Source organism: Catenulispora pinisilvae, assembly GCF_015356865.1.
In the GTDB taxonomy this organism is placed as follows: domain Bacteria; phylum Actinomycetota; class Actinomycetes; order Streptomycetales; family Catenulisporaceae; genus Catenulispora; species Catenulispora pinisilvae.
The window spans coordinates 1-18916 of sequence record NZ_JAAFZA010000204.1; the positions used below are offsets into that span (position 1 = coordinate 1).

Annotated in this window: 19 protein-coding genes; 13 read left to right on the forward strand and 6 right to left on the reverse strand. The window is 70.3% G+C overall.

What is annotated here, in order from left to right; all coding sequences use genetic code 11:
- The first annotated feature begins 244 nt into the window (after positions 1–244).
- Positions 245–1414, forward strand: a complete 1170-nt coding sequence (locus IZR01_RS37450; RefSeq protein ID WP_194926623.1) for a DUF4132 domain-containing protein — start codon at positions 245–247, stop codon at positions 1412–1414.
- Between the two features lie 182 nt (positions 1415–1596).
- Here the strand turns inward: IZR01_RS37450 and IZR01_RS37455 are convergent, their stop codons facing one another.
- Positions 1597–2358, reverse strand: coding sequence for an HAD-IIB family hydrolase (locus IZR01_RS37455; protein WP_194926624.1), 762 nt, complete (start codon positions 2356–2358; stop codon positions 1597–1599).
- Positions 2359–2435: 77 nt separating this feature from the next.
- Between IZR01_RS37455 and IZR01_RS37460 the strand changes: the two genes are divergently transcribed.
- Positions 2436–3128 (forward strand): class I SAM-dependent methyltransferase, encoded by a 693-nt coding sequence (locus IZR01_RS37460; RefSeq protein ID WP_323746480.1) that lies wholly within the window; start codon positions 2436–2438, stop codon positions 3126–3128.
- 119 nt (positions 3129–3247) lie between these two features.
- Here the strand turns inward: IZR01_RS37460 and IZR01_RS37465 are convergent, their stop codons facing one another.
- On the reverse strand, positions 3248–4450 hold the full coding sequence (locus tag IZR01_RS37465) for an NAD(P)-dependent malic enzyme (RefSeq protein WP_194896459.1): 1203 nt from the start codon (positions 4448–4450) through the stop codon (positions 3248–3250).
- 310 nt (positions 4451–4760) lie between these two features.
- Between IZR01_RS37465 and IZR01_RS37470 the strand changes: the two genes are divergently transcribed.
- The 4 genes from IZR01_RS37470 to IZR01_RS53720 all read left to right on the forward strand — a co-directional run bounded on the left by IZR01_RS37470 (position 4761) and on the right by IZR01_RS53720 (position 8372).
- Positions 4761–5735, forward strand: a complete 975-nt coding sequence (locus IZR01_RS37470) for an ABC transporter substrate-binding protein (RefSeq protein ID WP_194896460.1) — start codon at positions 4761–4763, stop codon at positions 5733–5735.
- Between the two features lie 7 nt (positions 5736–5742).
- The gene (locus IZR01_RS37475; RefSeq protein WP_194896461.1) at positions 5743–6726 is read left to right on the forward strand and encodes an amino acid ABC transporter permease; all 984 of its coding nucleotides are present in this window, start codon (positions 5743–5745) and stop codon (positions 6724–6726) included.
- A complete protein-coding gene (locus IZR01_RS37480; protein ID WP_194896462.1) occupies positions 6723–7517 on the forward strand; it encodes an amino acid ABC transporter ATP-binding protein in 795 nt (264 codons plus the stop codon). Before IZR01_RS37475 ends, IZR01_RS37480 begins: the two co-directional genes overlap by 4 nt.
- A gap of 219 nt (positions 7518–7736) precedes the next feature.
- Positions 7737–8372 carry a CGNR zinc finger domain-containing protein gene (locus tag IZR01_RS53720; RefSeq protein WP_194926625.1) on the forward strand — a complete coding sequence of 212 codons (636 nt, stop codon included), beginning with the start codon at positions 7737–7739 and terminating at the stop codon, positions 8370–8372.
- Between the two features lie 120 nt (positions 8373–8492).
- Here IZR01_RS53720 and sodX read toward each other — a convergent pair whose 3' ends face one another.
- Positions 8493–8861, reverse strand: a complete 369-nt coding sequence (sodX, locus tag IZR01_RS37490) for a nickel-type superoxide dismutase maturation protease (protein WP_323747217.1) — start codon at positions 8859–8861, stop codon at positions 8493–8495.
- A gap of 95 nt (positions 8862–8956) precedes the next feature.
- Here sodX and sodN point away from each other — a divergent pair, with 95 nt between their 5' ends.
- From sodN to IZR01_RS37505, 3 genes are all read left to right on the forward strand, one after another.
- Positions 8957–9358 carry a superoxide dismutase, Ni gene (gene sodN, locus IZR01_RS37495; RefSeq protein WP_194896464.1) on the forward strand — a complete coding sequence of 134 codons (402 nt, stop codon included), beginning with the start codon at positions 8957–8959 and terminating at the stop codon, positions 9356–9358.
- Between the two features lie 277 nt (positions 9359–9635).
- Entirely contained in the window at positions 9636–10073 is a 438-nt protein-coding gene (locus tag IZR01_RS37500) for an ATP-binding protein (RefSeq protein ID WP_194896465.1), read from the forward strand.
- The gene (locus IZR01_RS37505; RefSeq protein WP_323747218.1) at positions 10070–11170 is read left to right on the forward strand and encodes an RNA polymerase sigma factor SigF; all 1101 of its coding nucleotides are present in this window, start codon (positions 10070–10072) and stop codon (positions 11168–11170) included. The genes IZR01_RS37500 and IZR01_RS37505 overlap by 4 nt, the downstream gene beginning before the upstream one ends.
- A gap of 93 nt (positions 11171–11263) precedes the next feature.
- Here IZR01_RS37505 and IZR01_RS37510 read toward each other — a convergent pair whose 3' ends face one another.
- The gene (locus IZR01_RS37510; protein WP_194926626.1) at positions 11264–11722 is read right to left on the reverse strand and encodes a hypothetical protein; all 459 of its coding nucleotides are present in this window, start codon (positions 11720–11722) and stop codon (positions 11264–11266) included.
- A 104-nt stretch (positions 11723–11826) separates the two neighbouring features.
- On the opposite strand from IZR01_RS37510, the gene IZR01_RS37515 reads away from it, so the two are divergent.
- On the forward strand, positions 11827–12759 hold the full coding sequence (locus IZR01_RS37515) for a diacylglycerol/lipid kinase family protein (protein ID WP_194926627.1): 933 nt from the start codon (positions 11827–11829) through the stop codon (positions 12757–12759).
- 658 nt (positions 12760–13417) lie between these two features.
- Positions 13418–13669, forward strand: a complete 252-nt coding sequence (locus IZR01_RS37520) for a WhiB family transcriptional regulator (RefSeq protein ID WP_015796260.1) — start codon at positions 13418–13420, stop codon at positions 13667–13669.
- Between the two features lie 271 nt (positions 13670–13940).
- Here IZR01_RS37520 and IZR01_RS37525 read toward each other — a convergent pair whose 3' ends face one another.
- Positions 13941–15467 (reverse strand): sensor histidine kinase, encoded by a 1527-nt coding sequence (locus IZR01_RS37525; protein ID WP_194926628.1) that lies wholly within the window; start codon positions 15465–15467, stop codon positions 13941–13943.
- A gap of 132 nt (positions 15468–15599) precedes the next feature.
- Here IZR01_RS37525 and IZR01_RS37530 point away from each other — a divergent pair, with 132 nt between their 5' ends.
- Positions 15600–16784: an 8-amino-7-oxononanoate synthase gene (locus IZR01_RS37530; RefSeq protein WP_323747219.1), complete on the forward strand. Its 1185-nt coding sequence runs from the start codon at positions 15600–15602 to the stop codon at positions 16782–16784.
- Between the two features lie 35 nt (positions 16785–16819).
- On the forward strand, positions 16820–18028 hold the full coding sequence (nagA, locus tag IZR01_RS37535; protein ID WP_194896469.1) for an N-acetylglucosamine-6-phosphate deacetylase: 1209 nt from the start codon (positions 16820–16822) through the stop codon (positions 18026–18028).
- Positions 18029–18331: 303 nt separating this feature from the next.
- Here nagA and IZR01_RS37540 read toward each other — a convergent pair.
- On the reverse strand, positions 18332–18916 hold a 585-nt coding region (locus IZR01_RS37540; protein ID WP_194896470.1), incomplete at its 5' end, for a hypothetical protein.

The window sequence follows — 18916 nt, forward strand, 5'->3', positions numbered from 1 at the left end:
CCGGAAACCATCAGCACCCTGAATCAGACGACCCGATCATGCTCTTGGTGAAAGACGGAGGTTAAGGCTTCTTGAAGAACACCTGAGCCTCACGGCGCGCCTAGGCGGCTAACCTGGAACGTCGTCAAGGCGGCGTGAGCGGCGCGGCGCGGCGGAGGCGGCGCAGCCGGAGAGCGGTGTCCAGGCGGCGGCAGCGGCACAGCCGCGAGCCGGCGCCCAGGGGACGGCGGAACCGGAGCCGACGGTGCCGGAGCCGGCGGAACTGGAGCCAGGCGGCAACGATCGACAGGCGTTGGCCGCTTCGCAGGTTGCCTCCGATGGGGAACCGGCTCCGCCCGAGGCTTCGGACCGCGTCCCGTGGCGTGAGCTCGAGGTCGGCAGGTATGCGCGGCTGCTCGGTCCGCTCGCGGATGATCCCGGCGTCGGCGATCTGCTGGACCACTGTGAGCTCGGCTCACAGTGGCAGCCGGCCCTCGCGCGCCGTCAGGTCCAGGCGCCGCAGGCAGGGGTCGCGCTGCACCGTCTGGCCGGGAAGGAGCACGCGGCCTGGCCGGAGTCCGCCGAGTTCGTCGCCGGCGTCATCAGGGCCATGGCTCTGTTGCCCGCCGAGGAGGCGGTGCCGCTGCTGGTCCGGCTGGCCACCCAGGAGTCCGGGCTCACGACCTGGTCGACGCCCCTGGCGCGGGCCGCGGTCCGGGCGCTCGGCACGGTACCCGGGGAGTTGGTGCCGCCGGCGTTGCACCGGCTGGCTTCCGAGGCACCGTTGGCGGCGGTGCGGAAGGCGGCGTACGCGGAGCTGAAGCGTCGGCTGCGCACCCTGTCGGACGCCCCGGAGTGGAGCGTCGACACCTTCGGCCTGGACCGGGACAGCCGCCGACGGATCACGCTGGGACCGGACCACGTCGCGGTGGTGCGGGTCGAGGCCGGCGGCCGGGTGAAGGTCGGCTACCACGAGAGCCGCGGCCGGGCCTCGGGCGACGGCCGGGCACTGGCCGGCAAGCCGACGGCCGCGACCGTCGACCAGGGCGCGCTGGGCGAGGTCACAGAGCTGGCCGCCAAACTGCGTACGGCGGTGCGCGCGGCCCGCACCCGCCTGGAGTCGGCGCAGAAGGAGCACCGCGAGATCCCCACGGACGACTGGATCGAGCACTACATCACGCACCCGGTCACCGGCCCGCTGGCCAGGACACTGCTGTGGGAGCTGAGCGACGGCGATGAATGGCGGCCGGGGCTGCCGCGCCTGGTCGAGGACCGCTGGTGTCTGGTCACACCGGACGGCGAGCGCCGGGTGCCGGAGGACGGCGACCTGCTGCGGGTCGCCGCCCCGATGCGGCTGCCGACGCCCCAGGCGCGTGGCTGGGCACGGCTGATGGCGAAGAGTAAGGCCGAGCCGGTCCTGAAGCAGATCTTGTAGCGCCGACAAGGTCCGGCGAGCTCAGGCGAGCGCGAGGTCGAGGCCGATTCCGAGCCCGAGGCGTAGCGGAAGTAGCATCCCGCGACCAGCCGGGATCTTGTAGCGCCGACAAGGTCCGGCGAGCTCGGGCGAGCGCGAGACCGAGTCGCCGCGGAAGCAGCATCCCGCGACCAGCCAGCCTCCTAGCTCTCCAACCACCGCTCCACGAAGTCCGCAGTGTCCTGCCACCGCTTCACCGCCACCGACCGGATCCCCATCGCCTCGACCGGGTGGTCGTTCCCCTGCGGCTCCAGCCGGTCCCCGGCGAACAGGATGTCGCCCATCCCGACGTGCAGCTCGGCCATCAGCTTGCGCATGCCGTAAGCCTTGTCGATGCCCTGCGCCGTGACGTCGATCGAGGTGGTGCCGCCACTGCGCACCTCCAAGCCCGGGAGGCGTTCGGCGGCCCAGGAGCGCAGGCGTTCCTTCTTGGAGCCGTCCGGGTCCCAGGCGGTCTTCGCGGCCACGGGTGCCTGTTGGCCGAGGGCGGAGAAGGTGATCTGGCTGCCGCGATCCTCGACGATGTCGCCCCAGGTGTCCTGCTCCCACAGGCCGAGAGTCTTGGCGCCCTCGGTCAGGACGTCGATGACCTTGCGCTTCGTCTCCTCCGGCAGGTCTTCGGCGTAGATCTCGCGCCACGCGCTGTCGCGGTACAGGTAGTAGCGGGTGCCGTTGGTGGGCATCAGGTTCAGCCGGGCCAGCTGTTCCGGGGCGGCCCGCAGGTGGTCCAGGACCTGGGCCTGGAACTGGGGGAACGCACCGCCGGAGATGATGCACACCTGGACCTCGTCCAGCAGCCGGACCAGCAGGCCGGCCATGCGCGGGGTGATCGCGGACTTGGATTCGGCGAGGGTGCCGTCTAGGTCGAAGGCGAGGACTCGGGCATCAGGATCGTGAGAGGTCATGCCTCCACTTCACCGCATGCGCGGCGAGGGCGCCATGGCGCCCGCACAGTGTGGCCGGGATGCGTAGCCTCGGGAGTGTGGAGACCGAGACGGCCGCGGCCTACGACCCGTTCGCTGATTGGTACAACGACTACATGTCGCCCGCGGTGAGCGGCGACTACATCGAGCGTCTGCACGGCGTGCTCGGCGGCCTGCTCGGGCCCGGGTCCGGCACCTGCCTGGACGTGTGCTGCGGCACCGGGGCCCATGCCGCGGTGCTGGAGCAGCTGGGCTGGAGCCCGGTCGGGGTCGACCTGTCGCGCGGCCAGCTGCGCCACGCCCGAGCCCGGCTGCCGGTGGCCGCGGCGGACGCCACCCGGCTCCCGATCGCCGACGGCTCCGTGTCGGCCGTCTCCTGCGTGCTGGCGAGCACCGACATGCCCGACTACCCCGGGGCCGTCCGCGAGATAGCGCGCGTGCTGCGCCCCGGCGGCGTTTTCGCCCACATCGGACTGCACCCGTGCTACGTCGGCTCCTTCGCCGACCGCACCGATCCGGAGCGCATCACGATCGACCAGCGCTACGGCGACCGGTCCCGCAGCTTCGACTCGTGGAACGCCACCGGCGTCCGCAGCCGGGTCGGCGCCTGGCACGTCCCGCTGTCCGACCTGCTGAACGCCTTCACGGCGGCCGGCCTGCACCTGGTACGGACCGCCGAGTCCGGGGCGGCCGACATCCCCGACATGTTCGGGATCCGCGCCGTGAAGGCGGGAAAGCCGCCGTCTGCCTAAGGCCGATCCTCGCGGGGTGAGGAAAGTAGCGAAAGGCCGTCAATGACGGACACCGGCGCCCGGCGGCTCCTGAGCAGCCGCCGCACACCGGTGTTCCGTGAGCATTAATACAGCCTCGGCTACAGTCGCGCGACCCCGTCACGGCGGGCGGCGTCGGCCACGGCCGCGGTGACCGCGGGCGCGACGCGCTCGTCGAAGGGGCTCGGGATCACCTTGTCCGGGGCCAGCTCACCGGCGACCACAGCGGCCAGGGCCTCGGCGGCGGCCAGCTTCATGCCCTCGGTGATCCGGGAGGCGCGCACCGACAGGGCCCCGGCGAAGACGCCCGGGAAGGCCAGGACGTTGTTGATCTGGTTGGGGAAGTCGGAGCGCCCGGTGGCCACGACCGCCGCGTACTTGTGCGCCACGTCCGGGTGGATCTCCGGGTCGGGATTGGCCATCGCCGCGATGATCGCGTTCGGGGCCATGGTGGCCACGTACTCCTCGGGGACCCGGCCGCTGGACACGCCGATGAAGACGTCGGCTCCGCGCATCGCCTCGGCCAGCCCGCCGGTCAGGCCGGAGCGGTTGGTGATCGCCGCCAGTTCGGTCTTGACCGGGGTCAGGCCGGTGCGCGCCGCCGAGACGATCCCGCGGGAGTCCACCACGGTCAGGTCGCCGATCCCGGCGTCCAGCAGGATCTTGGCGATCGCCACGCCGGCCGCGCCGGCGCCGGAGATCACCGCGCGCAGGTCGGCCAGCGGCCGGTCCACCACCTCGGCGGCGTTGCGCAGCGCGGCCAGCAGCACGATCGCCGTGCCGTGCTGGTCGTCGTGGAACACCGGGATGTCCAGCCGCTCCTGGAGCCGGCGCTCCACCTCGAAGCAGCGCGGCGCGGAGATGTCCTCCAGGTTGATGCCGCCGAAGGCCGGGGCCAGCCGGGCCACGGTCTCCACCAGTTCGTCCACGTCCGTGCAGTCCAGGCAGATCGGGACGGCGTCGACGCCGCCGAACTGCTTGAACAGCACCGCCTTGCCCTCCATCACCGGGAGCGCGGCCAGCGGCCCGATGTCGCCCAGGCCCAGCACGGCGGTCCCGTCGGTGACCACCGCGACGGTGTTCGCCTTCCAGGTGTAGTCCATCGCGAGCTCCGGACGCTCGGCGATGGCGGTGCAGACCTCTGCGACACCCGGCGTGTACGCCAGCGAGAGGTCCGCGCGGTCCCGGAGCGGGACCGTGGAGCGCACCTCCATCTTGCCGCCGCGATGCAGGTCGAAGACCGGCTTCTCGCCTCCGGCGGGGTCACTCTGGATGGACTGGGTCGGGATGAGCTGCCCTGACATGGCTTACCCCTAGCTGCCGCGCGCGGCTTGTTGAGGGAACGGGGAAAGACCGGACCGTGAACCTGTTGAGGGATGGAGGGGAGGCTCGCCGGGTCGTCTCACTGCAGTCGGAGGTTGGTCCGTACCGCGTTCCACGAGCACCGATGGGTCCGTTCGACGCTGTCGCACCGACGGCACGGGGTTCGCCCGTGATGCGATTTTTACATGGCTGCCTATGTTCAACAGCCATTTGCCGATGCGAGGATTCCAGCACCGTACCTCATGAACATTGCTTGAGCGGGTAATCGATCACCCACCAGGAGGAGAACACATGCGCGCCGGGAGAACTTCCAGGGCCGTCATAGTCGGGGCCGCGGGGATCGCACTGGTCCTCACCGCAGCCGGTTGCGGAAGCGGCAGCAAGCCGGGCGGGTCGTCGTCCACCGGCAGCACCTCGTCCGCGGCCGGATCGTCCAGTTCCGGTTCCTCGACCGCCTCCTCCTCTGGTTCGGGCTCCGTCGACAGCGCGGCCGCCGCGCTGGTCCCGGCGGCGATCAAGAGCAAGGGCGTCATCACCATCGCCACCGACCCCAGCTACCCGCCGAACGAGTCCAAGGACCAGAACGGCAACATCGTCGGCTGGGACGTGGACATGGGCAACGCGATCGCCGCGAAGCTGGGGCTGAAGGCCAACTTCGCCAACGTCACCTTCAACGACATCGTGACCGGCATCTCCACCGACAAGTACGACGCCGGCATGTCCTCGATCACCGACAACAAGGAACGCGAAGGCGTCGACGACTTCGTGACCTACTTCAACGCCGGCACCAAGCTGATGGTCCTCAAGGGCAACCCGAAGAACCTGACCGACAACTCCCCCACCGACCTGTCGCTGTGCGGCCTGACGATCGGCGTGGAGAAGGGGACGATCCAGGAGAGCCCGGACATCCCCACCCGCAACAAGGCCTGCGAGGCGGCCGGCAAGAAGGACATCAAGACCCTGTCCCAGGACACCGAGGACCAGATCAACGAGTCCCTGTCCTCGGGCCGCTGCGACGCGGTGCTCGCCGACTCCCCGGTCGTCGACTACTACGCCAACAGCGGCAACTTCCAGGCGGTCGGCGCGATCTACTCCGGCGCCCCCTACGGCATCGCCATCTCCAAGACCAACAGCGGGTTGTCGCAGGCGTTCCTGGCCGCCCTGAAGGACCTGGTGGCCGACGGCACCTACCACAAGCTCACCAGCAAGTACGGGATCCAGGCCGGCGACTACACGACCCCGGGCTTGAACCAGGCGACGAGCTGAGCCGCCGGTGACTGACAACAATCCGACGGCGGGCGCGGACGACGCGCTCGCCGCGGCGATCGGACCCGCCCCGATCCGTGCGGTGCGGGTACGCCGGCCCGGCCGATGGATCAGCGCGATCATCCTGCTGCTGTTCGTGGCCATGTTCGCCCACATGCTGGTCACCAACAAGAACTTCGGCTGGGACCTGGTCCGGCAGTGGCTGTTCTGGCACACCATCATCCAGGCGATCTGGGTCACCCTGGAGCTGACCGTCTACGCGATGGTCATCGGCATCGTCGGCGGCGTGCTACTGGCGGTGATGCGGCTGTCCAGCAATCCGGTGTCGGCGACCGCCGCGTGGCTGTACACGTGGTTCTTCCGCGGCACCCCGGTCCTGGTCCAGCTGCTGTTCTGGAACAACATCGCGGCGCTGGTCGGCCAGCAGGTCGGCTTCGGCGTCCCGTTCGGGCCGCAGTTCTTCCACCTGGACACCAACTCCACGATCACCGCGTTCACCGCGGCGGTGCTGGCCCTGGGCCTGAACGAGGCCGCGTACATGTCCGAGATCGTCCGGGCCGGCATCCTGTCGGTGGACGAGGGGCAGAGCGAGGCCGCGGCCTCGCTGGGCATGCGGCGCTCGAAGATCATGCGCCGGATCGTGCTGCCGCAGGCGATGCGGGTGATCATCCCGCCGACCGGCAACGAGGTCATCAGCATGCTGAAGACCTCCTCGCTGGCCTCGGTGATCGGCGTGGTGGAGCTGACCGACGCCAGCGAGTCGGCGATCCACCTGTACTTCAAGGCGATCCCGTTCTACGTGGTGGCCTCGCTGTGGTACCTGTTCTTCACCACGGTGCTGTCCATCGGCCAGTACTACATCGAGCGGCACTACGCCCGCGGCTCCACCCGGAACCTGCCGCCGACGCCGTTCCAGAAGCTGCTGCGCGCGAACCTGTTGTTCCGTACCAGACGCAGCCGCGCCGCGGAGATCAGGGAGACGCTGCGATGACCGCCGACCTCGTACCCGACGCCCCGAGCAACGCGGTGGCCGTCGAGATCGACAAGGTCTACAAGTCCTTCGGCCGGCTGCCCGTCCTGCGGGGCGTGTCCATGACGGTCCGCGAGGGTGAGGTGGCCTGCCTGATCGGCCCCTCCGGCTCGGGCAAGTCGACCTTGTTGCGCTGCGTGAACCACCTGGAGAAGGTCGACGCCGGGCGGATCAGTGTGCACGACCGGCTGGTCGGCTACCACCATAAGAACGACCGGCTGTACGAGATGCACGACCGCGACGTCGCCAGACAACGGCGCACGATCGGCATGGTGTTCCAGCGGTTCAACCTGTTCCCGCACATGACCGCGCTGGAGAACATCATCGAGGCGCCGATCCAGGTCCTGGGCAAGTCCAAGGGCGTGGCCATCGCCGAAGCCCGCGAGCACCTGGAGCAGGTGGGGCTGTCGGACAAGGCCGGCAACTACCCCACCCAGCTGTCCGGCGGCCAGCAGCAGCGGGTGGCGATCGCCCGGGCGCTGGCCATGCAGCCCGCGCTGATGCTGTTCGACGAGCCGACCTCGGCCCTGGACCCCGAACTCGTCGGGGACGTGCTGGCGGTGATGCGCCAGCTCGCCGAGTCCGGGATGACGATGATCGTGGTGACCCACGAGATGGGCTTCGCCCGGGACGTCGGGGACACTGTGGCGTTCATGGACGGCGGGATCATCGTGGAGCACGGAGACGCCAGGCAGGTCATCGCCGAACCTCAACACGCGCGCACCCAGGCGTTCCTGGCGAAAGTGCGCTGAGCTGGAGCGATTGAGTTCCGTCGCGGGGCACCGCCGGCCGGTGCCCCGCGAGAGCCTTTTGGACGTTCTCAACAAACATCGGATGAGGTGATTGTTGAAACGGTGATGAATTGACCCTCGCGTACAGGACCCGAACGGCGTACCGTCATGGCTACTAAACGAGCAGAACGTCGGGCATCGGGCGCCTGGCGCCACTGATGGCGAACAAGGACGAAGACCGTGGAACTCGCATCCTACGCAGACCGGGCGGTGTCGCTGGTGAACACCGCCGACCCCTATCGGCACCGGGACACGCTCACCACGTGTGAGCAGGCCAAGGAGCTGTTGGCGACCGAAGGCAGGTGCCGGGTCACCAACGCCGACGTGGCGGAGCTGCGCGCCATCCGGGACCGGCTCCGCGAGGTCTTCGACGCCGCCGAGTCCGGCCGGGTGCCGCGCGCCGTCCAGGTGCTCAACTCCCTGATGAAGCAGTACCCGATCCGCCCGGTGGTCACCGACCACGACGGCGCCTCCTGGCACCTGCACCTGGCCGAGGGCGCGCCGACGATCGCCGCGGTCTACGGCGCCAAGGCCGCCATGGGGCTGGCCGTGCAGGCCACCGAGCTCGGCTTCGACCGGCTCGGCGTCTGCCAGGCCGCGCCGTGCCGCGAGGTGTTCATCGACACCTCCACCAACCGCTCGCGCCGCTACTGCTCCGACCGCTGCGCCACCCGCGCGAACGTGGCCGCCTACCGGGCCCGGCGCAAGGAACAGGCCCGCGCCGCCGCCGCGGCCGGCGAGGCCGAGGCCACCGCGGCCGCCACGGCCGCCGCCGGCGCCAAGGTGATGGCCGGGAGCGCGTCCGCCGGTCGCTGAGTAGTTCCCAGCCCCACTGGGAGCTTCGAGCACCAGGTGCGCTTCAGCCGCTGTGCGCGTCCGTCACGGGTCGACAGCCCGACGGACGCCGCCGGGCACCAGGGCCGTGGCGAGTCCGGGTTACTCCGGGACCTGATCCCTGCTCGGGATCCGTGCGATTCGGCACGGATCCCGCAGCCGCAGCACGGCCCGCGCCAGCACCGCCGCCTCCGGCACCGCGCCGAACTCGCGCGAGTCCGACGTCACGAAGTCGTTGTCGCTGAGCAGCCACCAGCCCGCGCCCACGCGCCGGGCGGCGCGCTTGATCACGAGCAGTCCGTCCGCGCGCCCCGGATGGCGGGCCACCACGACGTCACCGGCCCGGATCCGTTCCGGGCGGGTCCTGCGCGCCAGCACGAAGTCGCCGTCCCGCAGCGCCGGGGCCATCGAGGGCCCGGTCACCCGCAGCACGGACCACCGCGCGGGGCCCGGGTCGCTCGCCGATCTCACACGCGCCACCTTGTCACGCGCCGATCCCAGGGGCCGAGTAGGGTCGTGGCATCACGTTGTCCGGCTATCCGGCGTACCAGATAGGGGAACCTGACATGTTCTCGCGGATCTTCTCCCGCACCACCGCTGTCCACGCTCACTGCGACCTGCCGTGCGGCGTCTACGACCCGGCCCAGGCCCGGATCGAGGCCGAATCGGTCCTGGCGATCACCAAGAAGTACGCCGACAGCTCCGACGAGGCCTTCCGGACCCGGGCCATCGTCATCAAGGAGCAGCGCTCCGAGCTGGTGAAGCACCACCTGTGGGTGCTGTGGACCGACTACTTCAAGGCCCCGCACTTCGAGAAGTACCCGCAGCTGAACACCCTGTTCAACGAGGCCACCAAGCTGGCCGGCGCGGGCGGTACCAAGGGCAGCATGGATCCGGCCGTGGCCGAGGAGCTGCTGGCGAAGATCGAGGAGATCTCCAAGATCTTCTGGGAGACCAAGCAGGGCTGATCCACCGCTCTTGATCGGCAGATATGACGATCAGTAGTCCCCGAGCCGTCCCGCGCCGGATTTTTCCCCGGCGCGGGACGGCTCCTCTGTCCCCCGTTCGGGGTACGTTGAGTGTGAGGGACGAGCACTGAGGGTGCGTCCGGGCCGCGCCCGGGCACGCATTCAGCGTACGATCCGCAGCAGAATGATTCACTCCAGCAGCGGAGGTGTCGTGCATCAGCACTCTGCCCAGCGGTCAGCCGTCCCCACAATCGCCTCAACGAGCGCAGGAAGCGGAATGGGACAACAAAACGGTGCCCCGCAGGACTTCGTCGAGGTCCGCATCCCGGCCGAGGGTGCGTACCTGTCGGTGCTGCGCACGGCGACGGCGGGGTTGGCCGCCCGGCTGGACTTCACCTTGGACGAGATCGAGGACCTGCGCATCGCCGTGGACGAGGCGTGCGCGATCCTGCTGACCAAGGCGGTACCCGGCTCCGGGCTGACGTGCCGGTTCGAACTGCGGGACGGTGCGCTCGCGGTGGACGTCTCGGTGCCCACGCTGGACGGCAAGACGCCGGCCCGGGACACCTTCGCGTGGACCGTGCTGGCGGCGCTGGCCGGCCAGGTCGACGCGTACGTCTCGGAGGCCGCCGGGCCCGACGGCCCGGCCGGGGCCGGGATCGGGCAGACCGTCACCATCAGCATGCTCAAGCAGCGCGGCGTGGGAGCTCCGTGAGCGCCGCCGAGGAGATCCCAGTGCGCGCCTTCGAGCCCGACGAGATCCCCGCCGCCCGGCGGGCCGGGTACGGCGAGGGGCAACCGGGCACGCCCGCGCCCGCGCCGGCCGCCGCCGGCGAAGCGGCCCCCGGTGCCGACGACGCCCTGGAGGGCGAGCAGGACCTGGACCACGAGCACGAGTTCGACGAGCCCGGCCTGGAGCTGGACGTGCTCGGCGGCGACCTGGACCACGAGGACCCGGTCGCCGAGGCCGAACCCGAGGGCGAGAGCGTCCCGCCGGCCGCCGCCCCGACGACCTACCCGCTGCGCCGGCCGCCGCGCCAGGGCGGCCCGCACGCCGAGGCGCACGCCCGCGCCCGCGAGCTGTTCGCCCGGCTCAACGAGCTCCCCGAGGGCTCCACCGAGCGCAAGCAGATCCGCGACGAGCTGGTCCAGATGCACCTGCCGCTGGTGGAGCACCTGGCCCGGCGGTTCCGCAACCGCGGCGAGCCGCTGGACGACCTGACCCAGGTGGCGACCATCGGCCTGATCAAGTCGGTGGACCGCTTCGACACCGAGCGCGGCGTGGAGTTCTCGACCTACGCCACGCCGACCGTGATCGGCGAGATCAAGCGCCACTTCCGCGACAAGGGCTGGGCGGTCCGGGTCCCCCGCCGCCTGCAGGAGCTCCGGCTGTCGCTGACCAGCGCCACCTCCGAGCTCTCCCAGCGCAACCGGCGCTCCCCCACGGTCGCCGAGTTGGCCGAGTACCTCAAGATCTCCGAGGAAGAGGTCCTGGAGGGCCTGGAGTCGGCCAACGCCTACTCCACGCTGTCCCTGGACGTCTCCGAGGGCGGCGACGAGGACTCGCCGGCCGTCGCGGACTCCCTCGGCAGCGAGGACGAGGCGCTGGAGGGCGTGGAGTACCGCGAATCACTCAAGCCGCTGCTGGAGCAGCTGCCGCCGCGGGAGAAGAAGATCCTGCTGCTGCGGTTCTTCGGCAACATGACACAGTCGCAGATCGCCGAGGAGATCGGCATCTCGCAGATGCACGTCTCCCGGCTGCTGGCTCGGACGCTGGAACAGCTGCGGGCGCAGCTGCTGGTCGACGAGTGATCAGCTGACCAGAAGTAGAAAGCGGCGGCCCCGATGGGCCGCCGCTTTTCACTTCCCGCGCCGCTCTGAGCGCGCGGATCGTCTCCCGCCGGGTCACTTCCGGTCGGCGGCCGGGTCCTCGTCCTCGCGCCAGTGCCGGGTCAGCGCGGCGGTCGAGGCCGGGGTGAAGATGCACACCAGCCCGACCACGGCGGCGGCCACCGTCGGCACCGCGCCGATCCAGAAGTGCGCCTCGACCATGAAGTAGGCGACCCACAGCGCGAGCAGCTGCATCATCACCGCCGGGGTCCGGCCCCGCATGCTCGCCCGGGAGAGCGCGCGCGGCACCAGCGGCAGCGGGACGGCCAGGATCAGGAACGTGATACCGACCGCGATCGCCTGCCCACGCTCCCGCGGGGTCCCGGTGACCGACTCGACCACCAGCCACAGCGCGTAGACCAGCGCCACCACACTCTGGACCGCGGTGATGGCGGCCACGACCGTCAACGGACGCGGGACCTGCTCGGCGGGACCGGCGAGGGTCGGGGCGGCTTGCGTCGGATCGCTGGACATACTCAGGAGGGTAGCAACGGCCGGCCTTCTACAAACCGCCAGGCCGACCGGGCACCGGGCGGGTCGCATACCGCAGTCGTAATACGAACCAGTAACGTGTGCCCATGCGCGCGCTCCTGGTCATGAACCCCAAGGCCACCAGCACGACCGAACGCACGCGTGAAGTGCTGGCGCACGCACTGGCCGGGGAGCTGGAAACCGAGATCGGCGAGACCGCCTACCGCGGCCACGCCGTGGAGTTGGCGCGCGCCGCCGCCGAGGACGGGGTGGACCTGGTCGTCGCGCTCGGCGGCGACGGCACGGTCAACGAAGTCGTGAACGGCATACTGACCGCCCGGGTCCCGGCCGGCGGGCGCCTGCCGGACCTCGGGGTGGTCCCCGGCGGGTCGACGAACGTCTTCGCCCGCGCGCTCGGGCTGCCGAACGATCCGGTGGAGGCCACCGGCGTCCTGCTGGACGCGATCCACGAGAACCGCCGCCGGCCGGTGTCCATGGGCCTGGCCGACGACCGCTATTTCACCTTCACCGCCGGGTACGGATTCGACGCCGCGGTGGTCGGGATAGTGGAGGAACGCCGCAGTGCCGGGCACAAGTCGACCGGATCCCTGTACATCCGCTCCGCGCTGCGGCATTACTGGCGCGACCTGGACCGCAGGAATCCGCCGATCGGCATGAAGATGGCCGACGGCACGGAGATACCACGGCTGTTCATGGCCATCGTCACCAACACTTCGCCGTGGACCTATCTCGGCAACAAGCCGATCGTGGTCACCCCGGAATCCTCGTTCGAGGACGGTCTGGACTTGTTCGGCGTCACCAGAATGTCCGGCCGGGCGGCGCTGCGGATAGTGCGACAGATGTTCACGTCCACCGAGAAGCTGGTGCGCGGGAAGAATGTCAGCCTGCACCATGATCTGACGGAATTCACGCTCACCGCCGACGTGCCGACCGACTTCCAGGTCGACGGGGACCACTTGGGACTACGCGAAAGTGTGACGTTCCGAGCGATTCGCGATGCGCTGCGGGTCGCGATGTGATGACATGGAGTCACGGCCGGTTGCCGGGGCGCCGGAAGCGCCGAGGATTCCCAGGTACTAGTTCGCTCTAGTGCCTTTGGACTAGTCATCGGTACCTCCCGCGTCCCTTGGAAGGCAAGGTGTGAGGCAGGAGACACCCTGGAATCCAAAAACATCGGACCAACCTCTTGTGCATCGGCCGGAACGCCTGACACCCTTTAACGAGGCACCTGTCGGAAGGTTCACCCGGCCCGGTGCGGTTGGACGCTAGGGGAAAGTGACGCGGATCACCCGGGTCGCGGTCCCCGATTCGCGTCTCGCCTTCGTCCGCGGAGCGCGTCAGCGATCTCCGCCGAGGCCAACTGCCCAGTTGTTCGAGTGGTCCTGGTCGCCGGAGTTACTAGTGAAAGCGTTCACATTCACAAGGTGGGCGCGGGAGCCGAACCCGTGCGGCGGCCGTCCAGTGGCGGGCCCGCCGCCTGACCGATAGAGCCGTACAGAAGACGTACAACAGCAAGACCACAGTGACCGGACACCCGCGTCCGGCGTTGTGGCTGTAGTACCCGGCAGCGCTGGACGCGACCGGACCCGCCAGGGCCGTGGGGGACCTGGTCGAGTCGCCGCATCCGCCGCTGGCGTCCGAACGCACGTACACCACTAATCCGAAGGAGTGGACCCCATGGACTGGCGCCACCGCGCTGCCTGCCGTGACGAGGACCCAGAGCTCTTCTTCCCCATCGGGAACACCGGGCCGGCGTTGCTGCAGATCGAAGATGCCAAGGCTGTATGCCGCCGTTGCGACGTGGTCGACCAGTGCCTGCAGTGGGCACTGGAAAGCGGCCAGGACGCCGGCGTTTGGGGCGGGATGAGCGAGGACGAGCGCCGCGCGCTGAAGCGCCGTGCCGCCCGGGCTCGCAGCCGCATGGCCTGACCAGGCCCTGCCGCTTCCTGCCTCCGGCAAGCTCTCGCACGACCGCACGACAACTTCATCAAAGTACGTATCGAATACGTATCTCCGTGCTGCGGCGTTCTTGGACCGCAGTACGGACGCCGAGACTGAGCGGTCCATTGGGCCGCTCTGTTGGTTTTCCCGGGGTCTTCTCCGGTGGTTCCGCCCCTAGCGTAGCGGAGTTCTGTTACCACTCTGACGCGCCCCCGGGTAGCCCTCTCGCTCAATCTCAGCTCTTCGGTTGAGATGTGCCTCAGCTCTTCGGAGCAGGCGCCTCACCGACTTCCACGTCCAGCACGGCCACCGCGCCCCGGCCGCTGGGGGCCGGCCGGAGATCGAAGGTGCCCTTCAGATCGCCGTGCACAAGTGTTCTGACGATCTGAAGACCGAGGTTCCCGGCCGTGGCCGCGTCGAAACCCGCCGGGAGCCCGTTTCCGTCATCGGTGACGATCACGCTCAGCCGGGGACCGGAGCGGTGCGCCTCGACCTGGAGCGATCCGCCGCGGTCGGCCAGGCCGTGTTCCAGTGAGTTCTGCAACACCTCGGTCAGCACCATGGACAGCGGGGTGGCGATCTGGGCCGGCAGGACCCCGAACCGGCCGACCCGGCGTGAGCGCACGCTCACCCCGCCGGGGCCGCCCGGACCGCCGGCGCCGACGTCCACCACCATCGCCAGCACCCGGTCGGCGATCTCGTCGAAGTCCACCCGCTCGTCAAGGGTCTGGGACAGGGTCTCGTGGACCAGCGCGATCGAACCCACCCGGCGGACCGCCTCCTCCAGGGCGGCGCGGCCGGTCCCGTCGTCGATCCGGCGGGCCTGCAGGCGCAGCAGCGCGGCCACGGTCTGAAGGTTGTTCTTCACCCGGTGGTGGATCTCGCGGATCGTCGCGTCCTTGCTCACCAGCTCGCGCTCGCGGCGGCGCAGCTCGGTGACGTCGTGCACCAGGACCAGCGCGCCGGTGCGCTCGCCCTGGGGCCGCAGCGGGATGGCGCGCAGCTGGATCACGGTGCCGTTGCCCTCGACCTCGGCCTCCCGCGGCTTGCGGCCGGAGGCCACCACTTGCAGCGCCTCCTCCATCGCACCCTGGACCGGGGCCAGCGCGGCGGTCAGGTCGCCCAGGTGCTCCCCCACCATGTCGGCGGCGTAGCCGAGCCGGTGGTAGGCGGACAGCGCGTTGGGGCTGGCGTAGACGACCGCGCCCTCGGCGTCGAGCCGGATCACCCCGTCGCCGACGCGGGGCGAGTTGTCCTGCTGATCGCGCGACTCCGGGTAGGGGAATATCCCCTCCGAGATCATCCGCGAGAGGTCCGCCGCCGTTTGCAGATAGGTCAGCTCCAGGCGGCTCGGGGTGCGGGCGGCGAGCAGGTTGGTGTTGCGCGAGATCACCGCGATCACCCGGTCCCCGCGGCGGACCGGGATCGCCTCGACCCGGACCGGCACGTCCTCGCGCCACTCCGGGTCGCCCTCGCGCCGGATCCGCCCGGAGTCGATGGCCAGGTCCAGCATCGGCCGCTCGCCGCGCCTCAAGGTCGAGCCGACCAGGTCGGCGGTGTAGCAGGTGGGGCCGGTGTTCGGGCGCATCTGGGCCACGGCCACGTAGCCCGCCCCGGTCGGCGGCGTCTCGGTCGGGCCGGTGCCGTCGTCCACCTTCAGCGGCGCCCACAGCACCAGGTCGGCGAACGACAGGTCGGCCAGCAGCTGCCAGTCGGCGATCAGCAGGTGCAGCCAGTCCAGATCCGCGGCGTCGAGATCCGTGCGGTTGTGGATCAGGTCGTTCATGGACGGCATGCTTCTTGGTATCACAAGCCGGCGCCCGCAAACTCATAGCCGACCCGGCCAGGGCCCCCACGATCGTTTTGGAAGTTCCGGCAGGTCCGGAGCCGGTTCCGGGCCGGGTAGCCTCTTGGCTTCGTGAGCACCGACGACCGTCCCCCGCACGAGAGGCAGCACCATCCGCTGTCCTGGCTGACCCAGCGCGCGGACCAGCGCCGCGCCGCCGGCCTGCGCCGCACCCTGGTCCCGCGCGCCGCCGACTCCCCGCTGATCGACCTGGCGGGCAACGACTACCTGGGCCTGACCAGGCATCCGGAGGTCGTCGAGGCCGCGGTCCAGGCGGTGCGGCGCTGGGGCACCGGCTCCACCGGGTCGCGCCTGGTGACCGGGACCACCGAGCTGCACGCCGAGCTGGAGGCGGAACTCGCCGCGCACGCCGGGATGGAGGCCGGGCTGGTGTTCTCCTCCGGCTACCTGGCGAACCTCGGCGTGATCACCGCACTGGCCGGCCGCGGCGATCTCATCGTCTCGGACAGCCTGAACCACGCGTCCCTGATCGACGCCGCCCGGCTGTCGCGGGCCCGGATCGCCATCACCGCGCACAGCGATGTGGACGCCGTCGCCGCGGCCCTGGCCGACCGCGCCGAGGAGCGGGCTCTGGTCGTCGTCGAGTCCTTGTTCTCCGTCGACGGGGACACGGCACCCCTCAGAGAGCTCCACGAGGCCTGTAGAGCGCACGGCGCGGTCCTTGTGGTGGACGAGGCGCACGGGTTCGGTGTGGCCGGTCCTGAGGGCCGTGGAGCCGTTTTCGACGCCGGGCTGGCCGGGGAGCCGGACGTGGTCGTGGCGGCCACGCTCTCCAAGGCGCTGGCGTCCCAGGGCGGGGCGGTCCTGGGCTTGGCGGAGCTGATCGCACACCTGGTGGACGCGGCCCGGTCGATGATCTTCGACACCGGGCTGGCCCCGGCCGCCGCCGGCGCCGCACTGGCCGCGCTGCGGGTGATCCGCCGCGATCCGGGGCTGCCGGAGACGGTGCGCAAGCGGTCATGGGAGATCTACGAACTGGCCCTGGAACTGGGCCTTCAGGCCACCGCCCCGAGCGGCGCGGTGACGTCGATCATCATGGGCGCGCCGGAAGCCGCGGTGGCCGCACGGGACTTCTGCCTGGCGCGCGGACTGCACGTCGGCTGCTTCCGACCGCCGTCGGTCCCTGATGGAAAGTCGCGATTGCGGGTGACGGCTCGGGCGGATTTGTCCGACTTCGAGGTGGAACAGATTCGTTCGGTACTGAGCGATCTTGCTGCGATTCCAACACAGGTCTAGACATTCACGATTGGTCTAGTCCACAATCTTTTCTCGTGACCAGCATCTCAGCTCCGCGCGTCCTGCTCGACGGGCGCCTGGCGGGACCCGCCACCGTCGTCGTGGACGACGGCGTCGTGGCCGAGGTACTGGACGGCGCCTCGCCCGAGGCGGACATAACCCTGGACCGCGGCGTCCTGGCCCCGGGCCTGGTGGACATCCAGACCAACGGCTGCTTCGGCGTCGACTTCGTCAACGCCTCCGAGCAGGACTGGCAACTGGTCTCCGACCGGCTGCCGAGCACCGGCGTCACCGCGTTCCAGCCCACGTACATCACCGCGCCGATGCAGACCCTGCTGTCAGGTCTGGACCGCGCCGGCGCGGTGATCAACTCCCTGCGCGGCGCCCAGGCGATGGGGGTCCACCTGGAGGGACCCTTCCTGTCGCCACAGCGCCCCGGCGTGCACGACCCGCAGTACCTGGTCGACCCGACGCCGGACCGGATCGACGCGGTCCTGGCGACGCTGACCGCCGAGGGCACCCGCGACCTGGTCACCATGGTGACCCTGGCCCCGGAGCTCGAGGGCGGCCTGGAGGCGGTGCGCCGCCTGGCCGAGGCCGGGATCCGCGTCTCGCTGGGGCACACCGACGCGCTGGCCGCACAGGTACTGGCCGCCGCCGACGCCGGCGCGACGCTGATCACCCACATCTTCAACGCCCAGCGCCCGCTGAACCACCGCGAGCCCGGAGTCCCGGGAGCGGCACTGTACGACACCCGCTTCACCTGCGGCCTGATCGCGGACCTGCACCACGTGGCCCCCGAGATCTGCACCCTCCTCTGGCGCGCCGCCGCCGGCCGGGTGGCACTGGTGACGGACGCCATAGCGGCGGCCGGAATGCCCCCGGGCGAATACGAGTTGTCCGGGATCAAGGTCCACCTCGGCGAGGACGGCGTACCGCGCGACGCGGCCGGTGTCATCGGCGGCTCGGCCCTGACGCTGGACCGCGCGATCCGCAACCTGGTCGGCATCGGCCTGGACGAGGCGTCGGTCCTGTCGGCCGCCACCGGCGTCCCCGCGGACGCGCTGGGCCGGCCCGATCTGGGCCGCATCGCCCCCGGCGCCCGCGCCGACCTGGCATGGTTCGACGACGGGTACCACCCGCTGCGCACCTGGGTCGCAGGGCGTAGCGTATTCGAGGCCGGTTCCGGCGCCCAGGCGCCGAACGGGCCCCACAGACTGGCGAGGGAACACCAGCCCGCCTAGCCCTGACAGGCGCGGGCACCAGGTGTTTCCGACCAGGCCGCCCCCCGGCGGCAAAACGGGAGGACGAGGCTCCGCACGCCTCGCCGACCAGCCGGGACGGCGGCGAACCAAGAAGGCCGCGGGCTAGCGCGGCGGTGAAGGTTGAGGGGCCGACACCGCCGCGGGCCCGGGGCCGGGGCGGCTGAGCCGCCGAACTAGACGGCCACACCTGGACGAACGGCCGCCAGCATCCAACGCCGACATCCGAAAGGCCCGCCGGTCGCATCGGCGGGCCTTCCTCCTGCGTGGGCTACTTCGCCTGCACTACTCCGCCAGCGCCTGCTCCATATCCGCGAGCACCAGTTCGTCGTTCGCAGTGCTCTGCATGGAGTCAGCATCCATCTGGTTGACCCGCAGCACCGCTACCCGATCGCCCACCTGGACAAGGTAGCCGTGTGCGTACGAGGTGACGGCGTCCTTGTTGCCCACCACCCAGGACAAGCCGTCGGCCGTGCTGACGCCGGGCGCGGAGGTCGCGCCGGAGGTGCCGGGACAGATCTTCGGCGAACCCGCGGCGTGGGCGTCGGCCAGGTAGGCAGCAGCCGTGCCGTGGTCGGGGAAGGTGAGCACGGTCTCGTCGGCGTCCAGCTTGTGCGCGGTGTCGTACTGCGTCGCATACTGCACGAACCTCCGGACCGGGTACGTCTGGCCCGGAGTACACGTTCCGAACCTAAGGCTGATCGCGGCGGAAGTGACGTTGCTGGTCGGATCCCCTGGAATGCACTTCGACCGGTCGGCCAGACCACAATTCGGCGACACCGTCCAGTGCGCGATGTCGTAGCCCGGCCACTGTGCGGCCGGCATGATGCCGTCAGCGCTGGCGGTGTGCGACCCCGACCCGGCCCCCAC